At 63.1% G+C, this 16,797-nt stretch carries 18 protein-coding genes and 2 tRNA genes; 7 read left to right on the top strand and 13 right to left on the bottom strand.

Features of this window, described 5'->3' with window-relative positions; genetic code table 11:
- Positions 1–24: 24 nt before the first annotated feature.
- Positions 25–1,047 (bottom strand): aldo/keto reductase, encoded by a 1,023-nt coding sequence (locus tag FJW10_RS01590; RefSeq protein WP_140897879.1) that lies wholly within the window; start codon positions 1,045–1,047, stop codon positions 25–27.
- A 185-nt stretch (positions 1,048–1,232) separates the two neighbouring features.
- Between FJW10_RS01590 and hxlB the strand changes: the two genes are divergently transcribed.
- Both hxlB and FJW10_RS01580 read left to right on the top strand, forming a co-directional pair.
- Positions 1,233–1,799: a 6-phospho-3-hexuloisomerase gene (hxlB, locus tag FJW10_RS01585; RefSeq protein WP_140897877.1), complete on the top strand. Its 567-nt coding sequence runs from the start codon at positions 1,233–1,235 to the stop codon at positions 1,797–1,799.
- Between the two features lie 3 nt (positions 1,800–1,802).
- Positions 1,803–2,546: a creatininase family protein gene (locus tag FJW10_RS01580; RefSeq protein ID WP_140897875.1), complete on the top strand. Its 744-nt coding sequence runs from the start codon at positions 1,803–1,805 to the stop codon at positions 2,544–2,546.
- Between the two features lie 37 nt (positions 2,547–2,583).
- Here FJW10_RS01580 and FJW10_RS01575 read toward each other — a convergent pair whose 3' ends face one another.
- The 3 genes from FJW10_RS01575 to FJW10_RS01565 form a co-directional block, all read right to left on the bottom strand.
- Positions 2,584–3,501 (bottom strand): carbohydrate ABC transporter permease, encoded by a 918-nt coding sequence (locus FJW10_RS01575; RefSeq protein ID WP_140646117.1) that lies wholly within the window; start codon positions 3,499–3,501, stop codon positions 2,584–2,586.
- A 9-nt stretch (positions 3,502–3,510) separates the two neighbouring features.
- Positions 3,511–4,626 carry a sugar ABC transporter permease gene (locus FJW10_RS01570; RefSeq protein WP_140830459.1) on the bottom strand — a complete coding sequence of 372 codons (1,116 nt, stop codon included), beginning with the start codon at positions 4,624–4,626 and terminating at the stop codon, positions 3,511–3,513.
- A gap of 196 nt (positions 4,627–4,822) precedes the next feature.
- On the bottom strand, positions 4,823–6,487 hold the full coding sequence (locus FJW10_RS01565; RefSeq protein WP_140897873.1) for a sugar ABC transporter substrate-binding protein: 1,665 nt from the start codon (positions 6,485–6,487) through the stop codon (positions 4,823–4,825).
- Between the two features lie 282 nt (positions 6,488–6,769).
- On the opposite strand from FJW10_RS01565, the gene ugpC reads away from it, so the two are divergent.
- Genes ugpC through rbsK form a run of 3 tightly spaced genes read left to right on the top strand, consistent with a single transcriptional unit; the run spans position 6,770 to position 9,266 of the window.
- The gene (ugpC, locus tag FJW10_RS01560) at positions 6,770–7,828 is read left to right on the top strand and encodes a sn-glycerol-3-phosphate ABC transporter ATP-binding protein UgpC (protein WP_140830455.1); all 1,059 of its coding nucleotides are present in this window, start codon (positions 6,770–6,772) and stop codon (positions 7,826–7,828) included.
- 27 nt (positions 7,829–7,855) lie between these two features.
- Positions 7,856–8,308 (top strand): RbsD/FucU family protein, encoded by a 453-nt coding sequence (locus tag FJW10_RS01555; protein WP_140677348.1) that lies wholly within the window; start codon positions 7,856–7,858, stop codon positions 8,306–8,308.
- 4 nt (positions 8,309–8,312) lie between these two features.
- Complete coding sequence (gene rbsK / locus FJW10_RS01550) at positions 8,313–9,266, top strand: ribokinase (RefSeq protein ID WP_140897871.1); 954 nt, start codon at positions 8,313–8,315, stop codon at positions 9,264–9,266.
- A gap of 204 nt (positions 9,267–9,470) precedes the next feature.
- On the opposite strand, the gene FJW10_RS01545 is transcribed toward rbsK, so the two are convergent.
- Positions 9,471–9,674, bottom strand: a complete 204-nt coding sequence (locus FJW10_RS01545) for a hypothetical protein (protein WP_140542619.1) — start codon at positions 9,672–9,674, stop codon at positions 9,471–9,473.
- Between the two features lie 169 nt (positions 9,675–9,843).
- Between FJW10_RS01545 and FJW10_RS30330 the strand changes: the two genes are divergently transcribed.
- Positions 9,844–10,017 (top strand): hypothetical protein, encoded by a 174-nt coding sequence (locus tag FJW10_RS30330; RefSeq protein ID WP_181177384.1) that lies wholly within the window; start codon positions 9,844–9,846, stop codon positions 10,015–10,017.
- A 57-nt stretch (positions 10,018–10,074) separates the two neighbouring features.
- Here the strand turns inward: FJW10_RS30330 and FJW10_RS01535 are convergent.
- Positions 10,075–10,150 (bottom strand) — tRNA-Val (locus FJW10_RS01535).
- A 218-nt stretch (positions 10,151–10,368) separates the two neighbouring features.
- On the opposite strand from FJW10_RS01535, the gene FJW10_RS01530 reads away from it, so the two are divergent.
- A tRNA-Asp gene (locus tag FJW10_RS01530) sits at positions 10,369–10,445 on the top strand.
- A 246-nt stretch (positions 10,446–10,691) separates the two neighbouring features.
- On the opposite strand, the gene FJW10_RS01525 is transcribed toward FJW10_RS01530, so the two are convergent.
- From FJW10_RS01525 to FJW10_RS01495, 7 genes are all read right to left on the bottom strand, one after another.
- Positions 10,692–11,231: a hypothetical protein gene (locus tag FJW10_RS01525; RefSeq protein WP_319022984.1), complete on the bottom strand. Its 540-nt coding sequence runs from the start codon at positions 11,229–11,231 to the stop codon at positions 10,692–10,694.
- Positions 11,232–11,374: 143 nt separating this feature from the next.
- Complete coding sequence (locus FJW10_RS01520) at positions 11,375–12,130, bottom strand: ABC transporter permease (RefSeq protein ID WP_140897869.1); 756 nt, start codon at positions 12,128–12,130, stop codon at positions 11,375–11,377.
- On the bottom strand, positions 12,127–12,900 hold the full coding sequence (locus FJW10_RS01515; RefSeq protein WP_140898230.1) for an ABC transporter ATP-binding protein: 774 nt from the start codon (positions 12,898–12,900) through the stop codon (positions 12,127–12,129). The genes FJW10_RS01520 and FJW10_RS01515 overlap by 4 nt, the downstream gene beginning before the upstream one ends.
- The gene (locus FJW10_RS01510) at positions 12,900–13,952 is read right to left on the bottom strand and encodes an ABC transporter substrate-binding protein (RefSeq protein WP_181177370.1); all 1,053 of its coding nucleotides are present in this window, start codon (positions 13,950–13,952) and stop codon (positions 12,900–12,902) included. Before FJW10_RS01510 ends, FJW10_RS01515 begins: the two co-directional genes overlap by 1 nt.
- Positions 13,953–14,019: 67 nt before the next feature.
- Positions 14,020–14,454, bottom strand: coding sequence for a VOC family protein (locus FJW10_RS01505; RefSeq protein WP_181177369.1), 435 nt, complete (start codon positions 14,452–14,454; stop codon positions 14,020–14,022).
- A 2-nt stretch (positions 14,455–14,456) separates the two neighbouring features.
- Complete coding sequence (locus tag FJW10_RS01500) at positions 14,457–15,191, bottom strand: FadR/GntR family transcriptional regulator (protein ID WP_140897865.1); 735 nt, start codon at positions 15,189–15,191, stop codon at positions 14,457–14,459.
- Positions 15,188–16,624 carry an FAD-binding oxidoreductase gene (locus tag FJW10_RS01495; protein WP_181177368.1) on the bottom strand — a complete coding sequence of 479 codons (1,437 nt, stop codon included), beginning with the start codon at positions 16,622–16,624 and terminating at the stop codon, positions 15,188–15,190. The genes FJW10_RS01500 and FJW10_RS01495 overlap by 4 nt, the downstream gene beginning before the upstream one ends.
- Between the last annotated feature and the right edge of the window lie 173 nt (positions 16,625–16,797).

The raw sequence follows: 16,797 nt of genomic DNA, 5'->3' as shown, positions 1-16,797 counted from the left end.
TTTTTTACGGCTGTTCGCAGCGGCTCAGGCCGTCGGCGCGTCGGCGCGCATCAGGCCTTCCTGTTTCAAATCCACCCACAGCGCCGCAGGTATTTTGGTGTCGAGCAGCGCCCGGTTGCTTTCGACCTCGGCCGGCTGCTGACCGCCGGGGATCACCGACATCACCGAAGGATGCTGCAGCGGGAACTGCAGAGCCGCCTCGATCAGGCGCACGTTGTGGCGCTTGCAGACGGCTTCGATACGCGCCACGCGATCCAGAATCTCCTTCGGCGCCTCGCTGTAATTGTAGAATGCTCCGGGCTTCGGTCCGGTCGCAAGCACGCCGGAATTGTAGGGCCCGCCCAGCACGATGCCAATGCCGCGCTTCTGGCAAAGCGGCAGAAAACTGGCAAGCGCGTCCTGTTCGAGCAGCGTGTAGCGGCCGGCAAGCAGGAACAGGTCGAAATCGCCGCGTTCGGCGAGGGTTTGAGCGACCTGCCACTCGTTGATGCCGCCGCCGAAGGCCTTGATGACGCCCTGGTCGCGCAGCGAAAGCAGCCGGTAATAGCCGGAAGACATGAACTCCTCGATACGGGCATCCGAAGCTTCCTTGCTGCCATGGGTAAAGATGTCGACGTCGTGGACGTAGAGGATGTCGATACGGTCGACGCCCAGACGCTCCAGCGAGGCCTCGAAGGAACGCATGACGCCGTCATAGCTGTAGTCGTAGACCTCCCGGCGCGACGGCGTGTCGAAAAACTTGCCGATGCCGGTGCGCTGGTCCGGCGCGGAGACGCGCATGATGCGGCCGACCTTGCTCGACAAGACATAGTCGTCGCGCTTCCTGCCGCGTAGGAATGGGTTGAGGCGGGTTTCAGACAGGCCAAGGCCGTAGAGCGGGGCCGTATCATAGTAGCGGCATCCGGTCGCCCATGCCGCCTGCAAGGTGGCGTTGGCGTCCTCGTCGGAGATGGCGCGGTAGAGATTGCCGAGCGGCGCCGTGCCGAAGCCAAGTTCGGTGAAGGTGATGCCGCCATTGCCGATGCGGTCGAAGTGCCGTGTCTTCATGTCTGACGATGTCCTGGAGCGATTTGTCTGACATGACACTATCACGCTCGTGGCCCAGCAAAAGTGCCGGGGCTCGTTGGACAGCGATTTTCGCGGTGGTAGCATGAACAAAAACAAGCCTTTCGCGGCAGCACACCGCAAATCCACAAAGCCAAGCGATACCTCCGCAGGCAAGGTGAGCCATCATGACCAAAGCCGGATCAGGCATGTTCGCGACCGCGCTGAATGAGCTTGGCGCGGTGTTGGCGCGCACGGATGAAGCCCAAATCGACGCCGCCTGCGCAATGCTTGCCGACGCCTGCAGGATCGCCGTCCATGGCTGCGGCCGCGAGGCGCTGCAGGTCAAGGGCTTCGCCATGCGGCTCTATCATCTCGGCCTGCCGGTCTCGGTCGTCGGCGACATGACCACGCCGCCATTGGGGCAGGGCGATGTCTTCCTGGCGAGTTCAGGGCCGGGCGAGACCACCACGGTGCTGACCTTGATGCGGGTTGCCCGTGCGGCTGGGGCAAAGGTGCTGCTCTTGACCGCAGAACCGGAAGGCAGCGCCGGGAAGCTTGCCGACTTCACCCTGCTCATCCCGGCGCAGACGATGGCCAGCGACCAGGGTGCAGCTCGAAGCTCGGTGCTGCCGATGGGCTCGCTGTTCGAAGGCGCATTGTTCCTTTTGTTCGAAATCATGGTGCTCAAGCTCAAGGCGCTGACCGGGGCGACGCCGGAAGCGATGCGCGCCAGGCACACCAATATGGAGTAAGGGATGCGCTACGAGCTGATGCTGCCGCACCAGATCCGCAAGGTGATCGAGGAGAACTGGCCGGTCGTTCTGCCGCTCGGCGTGCTCGAATACCACGGCGAGCACATGGCCGTCGGCATGGACACGCTGGCGGTGATCAAGACGCTGGAACTGATCGAGAAGGAGAGGGACATCGTCATCCTGCCGCCGTTCTATTACGGCGCAGCAAGCTATGCGGTGGCGGCGCCGGAAGGCAGCGGCTCGGTGCAGGTCGGCGGTCCGGCGCTTTCGCCTTTCGCGGAGGAATTGTTCTACGGCCTGCTGCGCATCGGCTTCCGCAACATCCACGCCATCATCCATCATCAGACCGAGAATTTCGCGGCCGGCATGCCGACCGATCTCGCCTTCAAGACCGCCGGCCGGCAGGCGATCTTCCGCTTCCTCGAAAAAGAGCGCGGCGAGGGCTGGTGGGGCTCGAACGCGATGGCCGACTACTATGCCGGCCACGCCCAGGGCGAGAATGTCTTCAACTGGGTGCAGGTGCATCCGCTGATGCCGGCCGCGATGAACGGCAAATACCCGTTCGACCATGCCGGCATCGGCGAGACATCGCTGATGCTGGCCCTATGCCCGGAGGCAGTGGACGAGAAGCATTTCGCCGACAACACCGGCTGGTACACTAAAGGCGCCGCGGAAGCCTCCGCGGGTCTCGGCAAGATCGGCGTCGCCATGATCCTCGACCATTTGAGGTCGATCCTGCAGGCCTAGCTCTCCCTTCTCCCACAAGGGGGGAAGGAGAAGGCGCCTATTTCACCGAGCCGGCCGTCATGCCCATGATCAGATAGCGCTCGAGCGCGATGCCGATGATGGCCAGCGGCGCGATCGCTGCCGTCGCGAGGGCTGCCATCGACCACCAGTTGATGCCTTGCGAGCCGGTCTGGCTCGCCACCATGACGGGGATTGTCTTGGCGTCCGTCGACGTCAGCAGGGCGGCGAAGAAATACTCGTTCCAGCACAGCACCATCGCGAGGATGAAAGCGGCGACCATGCCGGGCAGCGCGATCGGCATGACGATGCGGAAGAAGGCGCCCCAGATCGACAGTCCGTCGACCAAAGCGGCCTCCTCCAATTCGACGGGAATAGAGTTGAACTGGTCGCGCATGATCCAGATGACGATCGGCAGCACCATCAGCGTGTAGAGGAGCACAAGCCCGATGCGCGTATCGAGGAGGGCGACTTCGCGGTAGAGCACCAGAAAGGGGAGCGCCAGCACGACGGGCGGCAGGATCAACTGCGACAGGAAGAAGAAAGAGATGTCCTCGTTCTTGAACCAGGCGAATTTGTAGCGATAGCGGGTGAGGCCATAAGCGGCGAGGCTGCCGATGATGATGGCGAGGCCCGATGCCCCGACAGAGGTGATGACGGAATTCATGAACCGTTTCAGAAATTCGTCGCGCACGGTCGATGTCTGGAAGATCGAATCCGGCGACAGGCCGAGCGAGCGCCAGCCTTTCCAGTCCGGCTGGAAGTCGACGAAGGGAATGAGATGCCCTTGCGTGACGTCGACCGCCGATTTGAACGAGGTGGTGATCGTCCAGTAAATCGGGAACAGACAGACGAAAGCCCAGAAGATAAGCGCGCCGTAGATGAAGACGCGGCTGGCGATGAAGGCTGCCGGCGAGCGGATTTCGGAAACGGTGTAGTCGGTGGTCTGGACGCTCATGACGGCCGCTCAGTTGACGTTGCGCACGAAGCGACTGGCGAATTTCAGGAGCCAGGTCACGAACACGACGATGATGATGAGATAGGCCATGGCCAGCATGGTGCCGTAGCCGACATTCGAGCGGTCACGATATTCGCGATAGATGAAGCTCGACACGGAATCGGTGGCGCCGCCGGGGCCGCCGGAGGTCAAGGTGATGATGATGTCGGCGAGCTTCAGCTTGAAGATGATGCGCAGGATCACCGCCGTCACCGACACAGGCAGCATCAGCGGGAAGGTGACCTGCCAGAAGGTCTGCCATGCGGTTGCGCCGTCGACGCGGGCGGCTTCCAGCACCTCGCGCGACATCGCCTGCAGGCCGGCAAGCAGCATGATCATCATGAACGGGATGAAGGTCCAGGCGTCGAGCATCATGATCGAGATGCGGGCGGTGATCGGATCGGAGAAGAAGGCGGGATTGTCCCAGCCGAGATGACGCGCCAGCGTCGCCGCCGGTCCGAACCGGTACTCCATCAGCGATTTGCCGACCATCCAGGACACCGCGACCGGCGACAGCATTAGCGGCAGCAGGAAGACGACGCGGAAGAATTTGCGGGCGCGGATCTGCGCGTTGAGCAGCAGCGCCAGGCCGAAGGCGATGACATATTCGACCAGCACCGCAAGCACATAGAGCACCATGTTGAACAGCGCGTTGCGGTAATAGGGGTCGGCCAGCATCTGCCAGAAATTGTCGAGGCCGTTGAACCTGCGTCCGGTAAACGAGCTGAGGTTCCAGTCGGTCAGCGCGATGTAGAAGCCGAACAGCGTCGGGAAGATCACCATGGCAATGGTGAAGAGCAGCGCCGGCAAAAGGAACAGCGCGCGCTGCCCGTCCTCGCCACGCGTCAGCACCTGCCAGGCGCCCAGCGCTGCGCCCCACAAGATGTAAGCGTAGATCACCGGTCGCCAGGTGTCGAAACCGACTGTGGAAATCTCGGTCTTGTAGAGCACCTGCACGACGATGATCGCCAGCAGGCCAAGCGTCGCGAGGGCCAGCAGGCCCCAGCCGAGGCGTTTGCGGCCTGCCGGGATCAGGTCGGCCGGATTTGCCGGCCACGCATTCGCGGTCGAAATCTGCTGAGCCACGCCTCTCGCCTTCTAGAGCGCTTCACTGTTTCACGGAAACCGGCGAACCGCTCTATCTCTTTGTTTTTTCGCAATTCCGGGCGGAGAACCGCTCACACTTTTCCTGGAATTGCTCTAGCGCATCAAACCGGCCGAGCCGGTAAAGATGCGGCCCGATGTCGATGTGCCACCGGGCCGCGACGTCTCATAAGCCAGCCTACATGCCGAGCGAGGCTTTGTAGAGCTTGATCTGGTTTTCGCGGCCGATCTGGTCGGTCAGCTTTTCCCAGGCCGCGGCGATGGCGTCGGCGCCTTCCTGCGCCTTCATCTTGCCGGCGAAGGTGTTGGCCAGGATGTCCTCGGCGGCGGAGTAGTACTGGAAGATGCCGGGGATGCGCGGCTCGATCGCCGCGTTCGGATGGTTGTAGGAATCGCCTTCCGACTTGAGATAGGAGGTGATGAAGGCCTCGTCGTAACCGGCCGCCACCCACTCCGGGATGTTGAAATGGGAGTTGCGGTAGGGCTGGAAGCCCGACGGGTACATCGCCGTCCAGATCGACAGGTCCTTGCCGCCGAGATGCGCGGCGGCCGACCATGCCGCCTTCTTCTTCTTTTCGTCCTTGTCGACGCGGGCCATGACATAGACGCCCCAGCCGAGATAGGCGCAGTTCGGCGCATAGTTCGGGCCGCTGGCGAGCTTGTCCCACTTGCCGGTCTTGGAGTTGTAGACGTCGTCGGAGCCCGGCAGGATCGAGAAGCCGGTGACGTCGCCGATGACCGATGAGTCATTGGTCTTCACGTTGGAGCCGACATCGCCCCACCAGGGGATCATCGAGCCGGTGCCGGCCAGGAACTGCTGGAAGGCCGTGGTGTTGGGATCGGCGTTGATCTGGTCGGCGGGCTCGGACGGCAGGGCGTCGATCACGTCCTGGATGGCGCGCACCCAGGCCGGATTGTTGATGCGCGGCTTCATGGTGTCGGCATCGAACAGCCAGGCCTTGTCGTCGGGATGCTTGGCGTAGGCCGTGGCGCGGCTGCCGAGGAAATAGAAGCCGAAACCGCCCCAGGGCTTGGGCGCGTCGAGGTAGCCATAGACGTCCTGGCCCTTGAATTTCTTGCCCTTCAGGAACTTGGTCACGGCCTGCACTTCCTGCCACGTCTTCGGCACACCCCACTCGGTCGTGGCGCCGCTTTCCTTCCAGGCCTTGGCGAGATCGGCATCGGCGAAGACGTCGGTGCGGTAGTTGAAATTGTGCGCGTCGCCGTCGATGGTCACGCGATACTGCTTGCCGTCCCAGGTGCCGACCGGCGGCTTCAGGTAGTTGACGAGGTCGTCGAAGTCGATCTGCTTCTTGACCCAGTCGGGCATCTCGGAGGTGAGGCCCTTGCCGCAGACATCGCCTTCGAAGGGCGCGCCCATCTCGATGATGTCGAAGTCGACGGTGCCGGTGGCGATCGACTGCTGCAGGCGGGCGTTGTAGTCGGCCTGGGCGAGGTCGATCCAACTGATCTTGGCGCCCGTATAGGCCTCCCATGGCTTCAGGAAGCCGCGAAACAGCACATTGTGCAGGTTCTGGTTGTTGAGGCCCATGAAGGTGAGCTCGACACCGGCGAACTCGCCTTCCTTGACATTGGCCTTGGTCGCTTCGAGGCAGAGCTCGCCGACTTTCTGGAAGTCGGCATCGGTAGGCTGGCCTTTGCCGACGCCCGGGATCTGCAGGATTTTCTTGCGCAGGTCGTCATCGGCCGCGGCCGGCCTCGTCAGCGCGCCGAGCCCGGCGCCGGAGGCGGCGGCGATCGCGGCCATGCTGGCCGCGCCTTTCAACAGATCGCGGCGGCTGGCGCCGGCGCGCATCAGTTTTTCATACAGATCGACTCTCATCTACAGGTTCCTCCCAGAACAACAGCGATTGAATTGAAGTGCCAATCTCTCGGACGTCGAAACGCCTCTCGGTTCTCCTCGATCATACGGGGACGTGGGACCCCACCCTGCGTCGCCGGAGCTCCGATCTCAGGGTAACAGGCCTGCTCTCGGATTGGCACTCGCCACTATTCGCGTAATCGATTACCTTGTCAACAAGATTGGCTTTTTATCTATAAGATACCGACTTGCCGTTGCTGCTGGCAATGGCTAGCTTCACCGCAAAAGATAAAAGGGGAGACGATGGCTCAAGTCGCGATCAGCAGTGTGGCCAAGGCGTTCGGAACCGTCAAGGTCCTGCATGAGGTCAGCGTCGATATTGCCGACGGACAGTTCGTCGTGCTGGTCGGTCCGTCAGGATGCGGCAAGTCCACGCTTTTGAGGATGGTGGCCGGGCTGGAGACCGTTTCCGGCGGCACGATCTCGATCGGCGACCGCGTCGTCAACAACCTGCCGCCGGCGAAGCGCGACATCGCCATGGTGTTCCAGAACTATGCGCTCTATCCGCACAAGACGGTGGAGCAGAACATGGCCTTCGCGCTGAAGCTGCGCGGCACCGATCCGGCCGTCGTCGCCGAACGCGTCAAGCGCGCTGCCGACATCCTCGACCTTGCTCCGTACCTCAAGCGCTACCCGCGCCAGCTTTCCGGCGGCCAGCGCCAGCGTGTCGCCATGGGCCGCGCCATCGTGCGCAATCCGCAGGTGTTCCTGTTCGACGAGCCGCTTTCCAACCTCGACGCCAAGCTGCGCGTGCAGATGCGCACCGAGATCAAGGAGTTGCACCAGCGGCTGAAGACGACCACCATCTATGTCACCCATGACCAGATCGAGGCCATGACCATGGCCGACAAGATCGTCGTGATGCGCGACGGCCGCATCGAGCAGGTCGGCGCGCCGCTTGAGCTGTTCGACCGGCCGGCGAACCTTTTCGTCGCCGGCTTCATCGGCTCGCCTTCGATGAACCTGCTCAAGGGCACCGTGAAGAAGGCTGAGAAGCGGGTCGTGGAGATCGCGGGCACGGCGTTCCCGATGCCGTCGGGAGTTACCGCCGAGGATGGCCAGCCCGTTGTCTACGGCGTGCGGCCGGAGCATCTGGAGATCCATCCGGACGGCGTCGCATCCACCGTCTCGGTGGTCGAGCCGACAGGCTCCGAGACGCTGGCCTTCGTGCGCTTCGGCGAAGGCGAGATGGTGGCGCTGTTTCGCGAGCGCCACGACTTCAAGCCGGGCGACACGCTCAAGCTCAAGCCGCGTCTCGACCAGGTCCACCTCTTCGACGCCGGGACCGGCAAGCGTCTCTGACCGCACACAACCCTTCAAGAGGAAACCATGCTCAAAGGGATCAATCCGCTGCTCAATGCCGATGTGCTCCAGGCGCTGCGGGCAATGGGCCATGGCGACGACCTGATCATAGCCGACACCAATTTCCCGTCCGATTCCGTGGCCCGGCAAACCGTGCTCGGCAAGCTCTTGCGCATCGACGCGACGGCGGCCGAAGTGGTGAAGGCGGTGCTGTCGGTCTTGCCGCTGGATACTTTCGTCAACGATGCCGCCGCGCGCATGGAGATCGTCGGCAAGCCGAACGAAATCCCACCGGTGCAGAAGGAGGTTCAGAAGGAGATCGACGCGGCCGAGGGCAAGCCGTGGCCGATGATCTCGATCGAGCGCTACGCCTTCTACGAGCGCTCCAAGAAAGCCTATTGCGTGATCCAGACGGGCGAGCGCCGCTTCTATGGCTGCTTTGCCTTCCGCAAGGGCGTCGTGCCGCCGGATGCGGAGTAAGGACATGGCCACCGGCAAGCCTGTCGTCATGAAGCCCGTTGTGATCCTGGGTGTGTTCGTCGCCGACACCGCCTATCGCGCCGACCGCCAGCCGCGCCTAGGCGAGACGATCCTCGGCAATTCCTTCAAGCTCGGCCCGGGCGGCAAGGGATCGAACCAGGCCGTGGCCGCCGGCAAGCTCGGCGCCGACATCACCTTCCTGACGCGCCTCGGCGTCGATGCTTTCGCCGACATGGCCAAGCAGACGTGGAAGGACGCGGGCGTGAAAAGCGCCGTCATAGACACACCGGACAGCTATACGGGCGCTGCCTACATCTTCGTCGAGGAAGGCAGCGGCAACAACGCCATCATCGTCAGCCCGGGCGCCGCAATGCTGATTTCCCCGGCCGACATCGAAGCGCATGCCGAGCTCATCCGGTCCGCCGGCGTCTTCGTCACCCAACTCGAACAGCCGATCGACGCGGCATTGAAGGCGCTGGAGATCGCGCGTGGGGCAGGGGTGACGACCATCCTCAACCCAGCGCCGGCCGCCAGCCTGCCAGACCGCATCTATACGCTCTGCGACTATGTCACGCCCAACGAGACCGAGGCCGAAGGGCTGACCGGCATCAAGGTTTCGTCGATCGACGATGGCCGCCGCGCCGCCGACGCTCTGCTGGCCAAGGGTGTCGGCGCCGTCATCGTGACGCTCGGCGAGAAGGGCGCGCTGCTGCACACCAAGGAACGATCCGAGCATGTCGGCGCGGTCAATGCCGGCCCGGTGGTCGAAACGACGGGGGCAGGTGACGCGTTCAATGGCGGCCTGGCCGCGGCCCTGGCAAAAGGCGTCGAGCCGCTGGAGGCCATGCGCTTTGCCTGCGCGGTCGCCGGCATTTCGGTGACCCGCCCAGGCACCGCGCCGTCGATGCCGGCATTGTGGGAGGTCGAGGCGCTGCTCGCCAGGACCTCCCGCTTTTGATATTTCGTGGCTTGTTAGAGGCCGCTTATTCTGGAACGCGACCGACGCGAGCGCGTTCATCCTCCTGGTCGGCGACGCCGGAACGGTAGGATGAAAAAGCCTTACGAGAAGCCCACGCTGGTGAAACGCCAGAAACTCACCGAACGGACGGCCCAGATTATCGCTTCCGGGGTTATCCTGGGCGAATGATTTCCAAGGATAGCGCTACAGAATCCTGCTGGTCAGTTCCAGCATCGTCGTCGCACCTTGCTCGCTGCCGGGCATATGCACGACCCGCAGCACCCGCAGGTCCCTGCTCGATCCTTCGACCGGCATCGACACGCTTTCGCCGACCCGCGGCAGTTCCTGGAAGGCGAGCTCGTCGACATCCCTCTCGTCGTCGATGGAAATCCGACATCTCACAGCCATCTGATCTCTCCCGTTTTTCGCCCGTGGGCTGAACGAGGCAAGATTGGAATGGTTCCGAGAAAGACCTCAGCTGGCGAACCTGCCGCGATATTCGCGCGGCGTAAGACCCTTCAACGCCTTGAATTGACGCCCGAAATTGGCCAGCGATCGATAGCCGACAAGCTCGGCGATGTGGGCAATCGGCGAACGCAAGGCGCGGATCCGATCCTGGCGTGAGCGTGAGGCGCCGCGGCGCACCGGCTTTGCCGGCGATCCGCGCGGCTGGGAGAAGAGAAACGCCGAGACGGCAAAGCTGACGCCACTCGGCGAAAGGGTGCTGGGGCTGGTCAGTTGGAACGGTTGAACCTGGACGATCGCAACGGCGGATCCTAGCCGTTTTGCATCTACTTGTCCGGCGGACTGGTGGGCGATGACGGGCTCGAACCGCCGACATCTTCGGTGTAAACGAAGCGCTCTACCAACTGAGCTAATCGCCCGCTTGAGCGCGGACCTTTAAGCAGTTAGGGCCGTATTCGCAAGGCCAAATGAGCAGACGGCGCGCCCACCCGTGGGGCAGATTTCCCCAGCTCCAGCGCCGCTGTCAAAAAACCTTCTCCTGATTGCTGTAATGCTTGAATGCCGTGCTTGACACCCGCAAACGAACCCCTTATCCAGCGCCCAACGACGAACACGCCTGACACGTGCTCGTCAGTGCGCGGGTGTAGCTCAGTCGGTTAGAGTGCCGGCCTGTCACGCCGGAGGTCGCGGGTTCGAGCCCCGTCACTCGCGCCATTATTTCCTTGGCAGGGCCATTTGGAAACTCGGCTTGTGGAGCACGTTAGCACGTGTTCCGCGTAGTAAGCGGTAGTGGCCCCTGCCGGGCCGCCACCTTGTCGAAGGCCGGGTTCAGGTCGCTAGTGCGTTTCACCGTTTCACGGAAACGGCGAAACGCACTATCTCTTTGTTTTTACGCAATTCCGGATCGAAGGCACGGCAAAGGCACCGTGCCCAACCGCTCACACTTTTCCTGGAATTGCTCTATTGCCTGACGTAACAGCGCTTGTGAGCGCCCGGAGCCGGATCATCGCCGAAAGCGTTGTTGCCGCAGCGGACGCCATTCCTGAAAACATTCTGCGTGTATTGGCCACGTGCGCCGTATCTGACCATCGCGCGGCCGCGGAAACCGCAGAACTCACCCTCCCTGGCGCAGGCTACCCATTCGCCGCGGTCCGGGCGTGAGCCGTAGTCATTGTCCCCATAATTGTTGTCATCGCCATAACCGCCGCCGCGCGCCACGAAATAGCAGGCCTTGTCGCGGCCGGGAGCGGGGTCGCCAAAAAGGCGATTCGAGCAGGGCACGGACTGTCGATCGAAAAACCGCGAGGTTGTTCGACCCCGTGCGCCGTAAACCACCTCCGTGGGATAGGGCAAGCGGCATATGCCGCCTTCATCGGCGCATCGCCGCAGCTGCTGCGCCGAGGCCGAGGTGGGGAAAAGGGCGGACGCCGCGGCGACCAACCCGGCCAGACACATGAAGGCCAGCATCGTTCGGATCGAGACACGAAAAGTTTTTAACACGAATTGTCTCCCGGTTTGGTTGTACGCAGGCATCCTATCGCAGACCGACTAAATGCGCGATGAATGCCTAATTGCGCCGGAAGGCTATCGTTAACTCGACGTGCGAGCGCAGAGCGCCGGGTGGTTCCTGCCGATGGCCCGGCTCAGTATTTGATGATCCGCCGCTCGACCAGAACCACCAGGCAGAACAGCGCGATCGACAGCGATGACGACAGAACGATCGCGGCGTAGAGCCGGTCGGACTGGTAATTGAAGGTGGCCTGGATGACCAGCGCGCCGAGCCCTTTGTCCGAGCCGATCCACTCGCCGACGATGGCGCCGATAACGGCGGTGGCTGACGAGATCCTCAGCGAAGAGAACAGCATCGGCAGGGCACGGGGTAGGCGCAGGCTCCAGAAAACCTCCGAGCGCGTCGCCGACAGTACCCGGAACAGCTCGTGTTCGTTGTCGCTGGCCGAATCGAGGCCGCGGATCATGTTCACCAGCGTCGGGAAGAAGCAGATCACCGCGGCGATGACGATCTTCGGCGTCATGCCGAGGCCGAAGATCAGGATGATGATCGGCGACAGCGCCAGGATCGGGATGGTGTTGAAGAAGAGTACGATCGGGAAATAGGCGGCTTGCAGGACGCGGCTGTGGACGAAGAGCACGGCCAGCAGCACGGCGGCCAGATCGCCGATGACGAAGCCGGCCACCGCTTCGATCAGCGTCGGCCTCAGATTATCGATGAGAAGCGTAAAATTCTTCTGGAAGACACCGAAAATCGCTGTCGGTGTCGGCACGATATAGGCCGGCACGCCGAGCAACGGCAGAATGTATTGCCAGGCAAGCAGGATCGAAGCCGCGCCCAGGACCGGAAGAGTGACGGTCATTTGCGGGGAAAGCGGCGCCTGTCTCACGATGCGTGCTCCAGCGCCACGCGCAGATCGGCCATGGCGGCGACGATCGCCGGATCTTCGCGGCTGCAGCGATTGCCTTCCTGCTTGAAGGGCCGCATGTCGAGATCCTTGACGACGCACCCAGGATTAGCGGCCAGCACGATGACGCGCTCGCCGAGATAGGCGGCTTCCGCAATCGAATGCGTGACAAACAGGATCGTCGTGCCGGTGCGCCGCCAGAGCGCCAGCAATTCGTCGTTCAACCGGTCGCGCGTGATCTCGTCCAGAGCGCCAAAAGGTTCGTCCATCAACAGCAATTTGGGCTCGCCGAGGAGGGCACGCGCGATCGCAACGCGCTGGCGCTGGCCGCCGGAGAGTTGGTGCGGCAGGCGCTCACTGAGCCCGCCGAGCCCCATCAATTCCAGCAGTTCGGCGCTGCGGTCCTCGATCTTTCGCGTCAGGCTGCGCTGGCCGACGCCAAGCGGCAGGCGCACATTGTCGCGCACCGTGCGCCAGGGCAGCAGTGTGGAATCCTGGAAAACGAAGCCGACATCGCGGCGCGAGCGCACCGTATGCGGCGTTTCGCCAAGCACGCTGATCGAGCCGCCGAGCGGGTCGATCAGATCCGCTACCACCCTGAGCAAGGTCGACTTGCCACAGCCGGACGGCCCCAGGATCGACAGGAAGGAACCGGCCGCGACAGTCAAGTCGAGGCCGGCGAGCACTTTGACGGCCGTCTGCCGGCCGCCATAGCCGACATCCAGCCGTCGGGCTTCGATCGCGCTTGGCATCATGCCGCGGGCGCGTCGAGCTTGGGCCGGTCAGCGGCGGAAAGCTCCAGGATCTTGGTGGTGTAGACATCCTTGGCGGCCGGCCGGCCGTTCGGATACTGGCCGACCTTGTCGAGCAGCGCCAACTGCTCGTCGATCGAGGCGGGATCGAACGTGCCCCAGCCGTCCCTGGCGGTGGTGCTGTCGAAGGAGAGTTTCAGCACCAGATTGACGGTCTTTTCCTCCCAGCCGAGATCCATTTCCGGATAGGCGGCAACCATCTTCTTGACCGCTTCCTGCGGGTTGGCGTGCACCCAGCCCCAGCCTTTGCCGACAGCGCCGATGAACTTCGCCAGCGTCCCAGGATCCTTCTCGATCGCCGCGTCGGTGGCGAAATAGACATCGGCGTAGGAGCTCAGCCCGAGGTCGCGCGTCAGGAGGTCGATGCGGTCGTCGCCGACGACGCTGAGCGCCTGGGTGTTGGTGATCCAGCCGCCGATCGCGTCGACATCGCCCCGCACCAGCGGTGCCTTGTCGAAGCCGACATTGATGATGGTCACCTCCGACGGATCGATGCCGTTCTTGGCCAGGATCTCATCGATGACGAAGCGCGCCGTCGGCTGGATACCGATCTTCTTGCCCTTGAGGTCGGCCGCGCCGCGAATCGGTTTTGCGGGCTTGGACGTCAATGCATAAGGACCGGTGCGGAAGCCGCAGGCGATGATCTTGACCGGTACGCCGCTGGCGCGGGCGGAATAAAGCTGCGGCGTTTCCGAGAACTGGCCAAGCTGCGCGGCTCCCGAGATCACCGGCGGCACGGTTGACGCATTCGGGCCGCCGGGGCTGAATTCAACCTCCAACCCGGCATCCTTGAAATAGCCGTTGGCGACGGCCGCGATGTCGCCGATCTGTCCGTTGGACATCAGCCAATCATACTGGATGACGACCTTGCCCGCGGCCTTCGCGCCGGGCGTCAGCACTAGTTGCATGCCGGCCGACGCAGCCGCAACGGCTGCCATGCCGCCTTTCACGAAAGCGCGACGGTTCAATTCGAAGTCCCTGTTCCCATTCATTTTTTGCTCCTGTTGCAGACTTTTCTCGTCTTTTCTTCAGGCGCCGTTCCCTTCGGCGCGGCGTCGTCTACGGCTGTTCGTCGTGGTAATCGCCAGGGCCGCCGTCGAGCCAGGCGTAAAGCTCCCAAAGTGTGCCGTCCGGGTCGGTGAAATAGGCGCAGCGCGCATTCCAGACATAGTTTTCCGGCGGGCCGTAGAAGGGCACGCCCTTGGCGCTCAGTTCGCCATGCAGCCGGTCGATATCGGCTGGCGCGTCGAGCTGCACGGCGACGCAGACTTTGTGCGCGTGGCGCGGCGATCTCAGGTTGGACACGCCGGTATGCCGGTTGATGTGGTCGAGCTCCCAGGCGGCGAGCGTGACGCCCTCGCCGTGGAAATCGGCAAAGCCCTCGGCGCGGCGGCGCAGGCGGAAGCCGAGTTTTTCAACGTAGAAATCGACCGTCCTGTCGATGTTTTCGACCAGCAGGCAGACGTCGGAGATGCGGGTTATGCTTGCCGGCATGGCTATTTCGCTCCGTTGGCTTTCGAGAGCGGCAGCTTGACGCCGACGCGGTTGGCCGCACCGACGATGTGCGCGCGCATCGCCGCTTCCGCCGCCTCCGGATCGCCCGCCACCAGGGCATCATAGATGCGCACATGCTCGCCGACATTGATCTCCACGAGGTCGTGCAGCGGATTGGTCATGCGCGCGTAGTGGATCGAGTGACGGATCTGCTCGCAGACGAAGGAAATGAAGGTGTGGATGTAGCTGTTGCCGGTGGCGCGCGCGATCTCGCGGTGGAAGAGCAGGTCGGCGTCGATGCTGCCTTCCTCCCAACGCTCTTCGCCGCCCATGCGGTCGAGTGCCGCCTTGATCGAATCGAGATGTTCCTGATTGCGCCGCACCGCTGCCAGCGCCGCCGATTCGGCTTCGAGGATGCAGCGCAGCTCGAACAGCCGCTCCATGTTGTGCGTGTCCTTGAGCGCCTCGCGGTCGATGCGGATCGCGGCCCGCTGCTCAGGCGCCAGCACGAAAGCGCCGATGCCCTGGCGCGCCTCGATCAGGCCATCGGCACGAAGCTGGGCGATCGCTTCGCGCACCACATTGCGGCTGACGCCGAATTTTTCCGACAGTTCCTGCTCGGTCGGCAGCCGTGCGCCGGGGTTCAGCTCGCCCGATTCGATCTCGCGACTGAGGAAAGCGGCGACACGATGCGGCAAGGTTTCGATGGTACCGATGGCGGCCAGTCTTTGCTTCATGGAAAAGTTTCCGTCGCGGGCAACAGACAGCCGGGATTCATCAGGCCCTTGGGGTCGAGGGCGCTCTTCAGCGCCGCGACCATGCGGCGATGCGCCGGCGAGAGTCCGGCCCAGAATTCCTTGCGGCGGCTGCGGCCGATGCCGTGCTCCGCGCTGATCGAGCCGCCGAGGCCGACGGCGATTTCATAGAGCCCGGCAATGACCTCAGCGCCACGTGCACGAGCCTCGTACTCGGCAAGGTCGAGAGGCGGCAGCACGTTGAAATGGATATTGCCGTCGCCGGCGTGGCCGTAGGCGAGGGGGATCCAGCCGGAATGGTCTTTCGCGACGAAGCGGCGGGCCTGCTCGATCAGGGCCGGGATGTCGGAAATCCTCACCGACAGATCGGTGCGCACATGATAGCCGCGCCTGGCTTGGCCTTCGACGAGACCTTCCCGGATGGCCCAAAAACTCCTGGCCTGCGCGGTGCTTACGGCGAGAACCGCGTCGGTCACCAGGCCGTTCTCCATGGCTTCGGCGAGAAAGCCGGCAAGCAGACCGTTGAGGTCGATGGCGGCGCCGGACGACAATTCGATGAGCACCTGGACGGGCGCCGAGACCGGCGCTCCCAATGCAGGGTCGATCAGCCGGGCGAGATCGATGCATTCCGAGCCGATGATCTCGAAAGCGGAGATTAGGTCCGAACAGTCGCGGCGCGCCCCGTTGAACAGCTCAATGACCGCCTCGAACGAGGCCAGACCGAGATAGGCGGTCTCTGTTTTGGCCGGTTTCGGAAACAGCTTGACCTCGACACCCGTAATGATGCCGAGTGTGCCCTCTGAGCCGATGAAAAGCTGCTTCAGGTCATAGCCGCTGTTGTTCTTGCGCAGGCCGGAGAAGCCGTTCCACAGTTCGCCATCCGCTAGCACAACCTCTAGCCCGAGGATCAGGTCGCGCGCCATGCCGTAGCGCAGCACGTTGACGCCGCCCGCATTGGTCGCCGCATTGCCGCCGATCTGGCAACTGCCTTGCGCGCCGAGCGCCAGCGGGAACAGGCAATCCTTCGTCTCGCAAGCGTCCTTGATCGTCTGCAGCACACAACCGGCGTCGGCGCGCAGCGTGAAGTTTTTCGTATCGATCTGCCGGATAGCGTTCAGCCGCTCGAGGCTGACGACGACCAGGCCGCCACCTTTGTTGTCGATCGCGCCCGATACCAGTCCGGTGTTGCCGCCCTGCGGAACGACACCCAGCCCGAGCTCATTGCATAGGCGCATCAGCGCCTGGACCTCGGCCACCGATGCGGGCCGCAGCACGGCCAGGGCGTTGCCGCGATAATCGCCGGCCCAGTCGCCCAGATATTTCGCCATTCCAGCCGGCTCCACGGCGATACCGTTTCGGCCGACTGCGCCTTCCATGGCGCTGAGGATTTCCGGCGAGAGGCGATGAACGGTCATGAAGGTTCATGTCTGGATATCGGGTGATGCATATCATCCTACAACCTCGTTCGAGTCAACGGTTTCTTCCCTGACCGGTGGATATCAGCGACCTTTCCCATGGGGATGCGGTGGTTGATCCATGTCGCCGGCAGGAGGCGTGCATAGGCCCTGCCGATGCGTGGTTCTGGCCG

Origin of the sequence: Mesorhizobium sp. B4-1-1, from assembly GCF_006439375.1 — a bacterium.
Taxonomy (GTDB): domain Bacteria; phylum Pseudomonadota; class Alphaproteobacteria; order Rhizobiales; family Rhizobiaceae; genus Mesorhizobium.
This window is presented reverse-complemented; position numbering and strand designations above follow the sequence as displayed.

Excerpts from the sequence above, each read along its gene's own strand:
- FJW10_RS01590 (WP_140897879.1), bottom strand. The coding sequence starts at position 1,047 with ATGAAGACACGGCACTTCGACCGCATCGGCAATGGCGGCATCACCTTC.
- hxlB (WP_140897877.1), top strand. The coding sequence starts at position 1,233 with ATGACCAAAGCCGGATCAGGCATGTTCGCGACCGCGCTGAATGAGCTT.
- FJW10_RS01580 (WP_140897875.1), top strand. The coding sequence starts at position 1,803 with ATGCGCTACGAGCTGATGCTGCCGCACCAGATCCGCAAGGTGATCGAG.
- FJW10_RS01575 (WP_140646117.1), bottom strand. The coding sequence starts at position 3,501 with ATGAGCGTCCAGACCACCGACTACACCGTTTCCGAAATCCGCTCGCCG.
- FJW10_RS01565 (WP_140897873.1), bottom strand. The coding sequence starts at position 6,487 with ATGAGAGTCGATCTGTATGAAAAACTGATGCGCGCCGGCGCCAGCCGC.
- ugpC (WP_140830455.1), top strand. The coding sequence starts at position 6,770 with ATGGCTCAAGTCGCGATCAGCAGTGTGGCCAAGGCGTTCGGAACCGTC.
- FJW10_RS01555 (WP_140677348.1), top strand. The coding sequence starts at position 7,856 with ATGCTCAAAGGGATCAATCCGCTGCTCAATGCCGATGTGCTCCAGGCG.
- rbsK (WP_140897871.1), top strand. The coding sequence starts at position 8,313 with ATGGCCACCGGCAAGCCTGTCGTCATGAAGCCCGTTGTGATCCTGGGT.
- FJW10_RS01545 (WP_140542619.1), bottom strand. The coding sequence starts at position 9,674 with ATGGCTGTGAGATGTCGGATTTCCATCGACGACGAGAGGGATGTCGAC.
- FJW10_RS30330 (WP_181177384.1), top strand. The coding sequence starts at position 9,844 with ATGTGGGCAATCGGCGAACGCAAGGCGCGGATCCGATCCTGGCGTGAG.
- FJW10_RS01515 (WP_140898230.1), bottom strand. The coding sequence starts at position 12,900 with ATGCCAAGCGCGATCGAAGCCCGACGGCTGGATGTCGGCTATGGCGGC.
- FJW10_RS01510 (WP_181177370.1), bottom strand. The coding sequence starts at position 13,952 with ATGAATGGGAACAGGGACTTCGAATTGAACCGTCGCGCTTTCGTGAAA.
- FJW10_RS01505 (WP_181177369.1), bottom strand. The coding sequence starts at position 14,454 with ATGCCGGCAAGCATAACCCGCATCTCCGACGTCTGCCTGCTGGTCGAA.
- FJW10_RS01500 (WP_140897865.1), bottom strand. The coding sequence starts at position 15,191 with ATGAAGCAAAGACTGGCCGCCATCGGTACCATCGAAACCTTGCCGCAT.
- FJW10_RS01495 (WP_181177368.1), bottom strand. The coding sequence starts at position 16,624 with ATGACCGTTCATCGCCTCTCGCCGGAAATCCTCAGCGCCATGGAAGGC.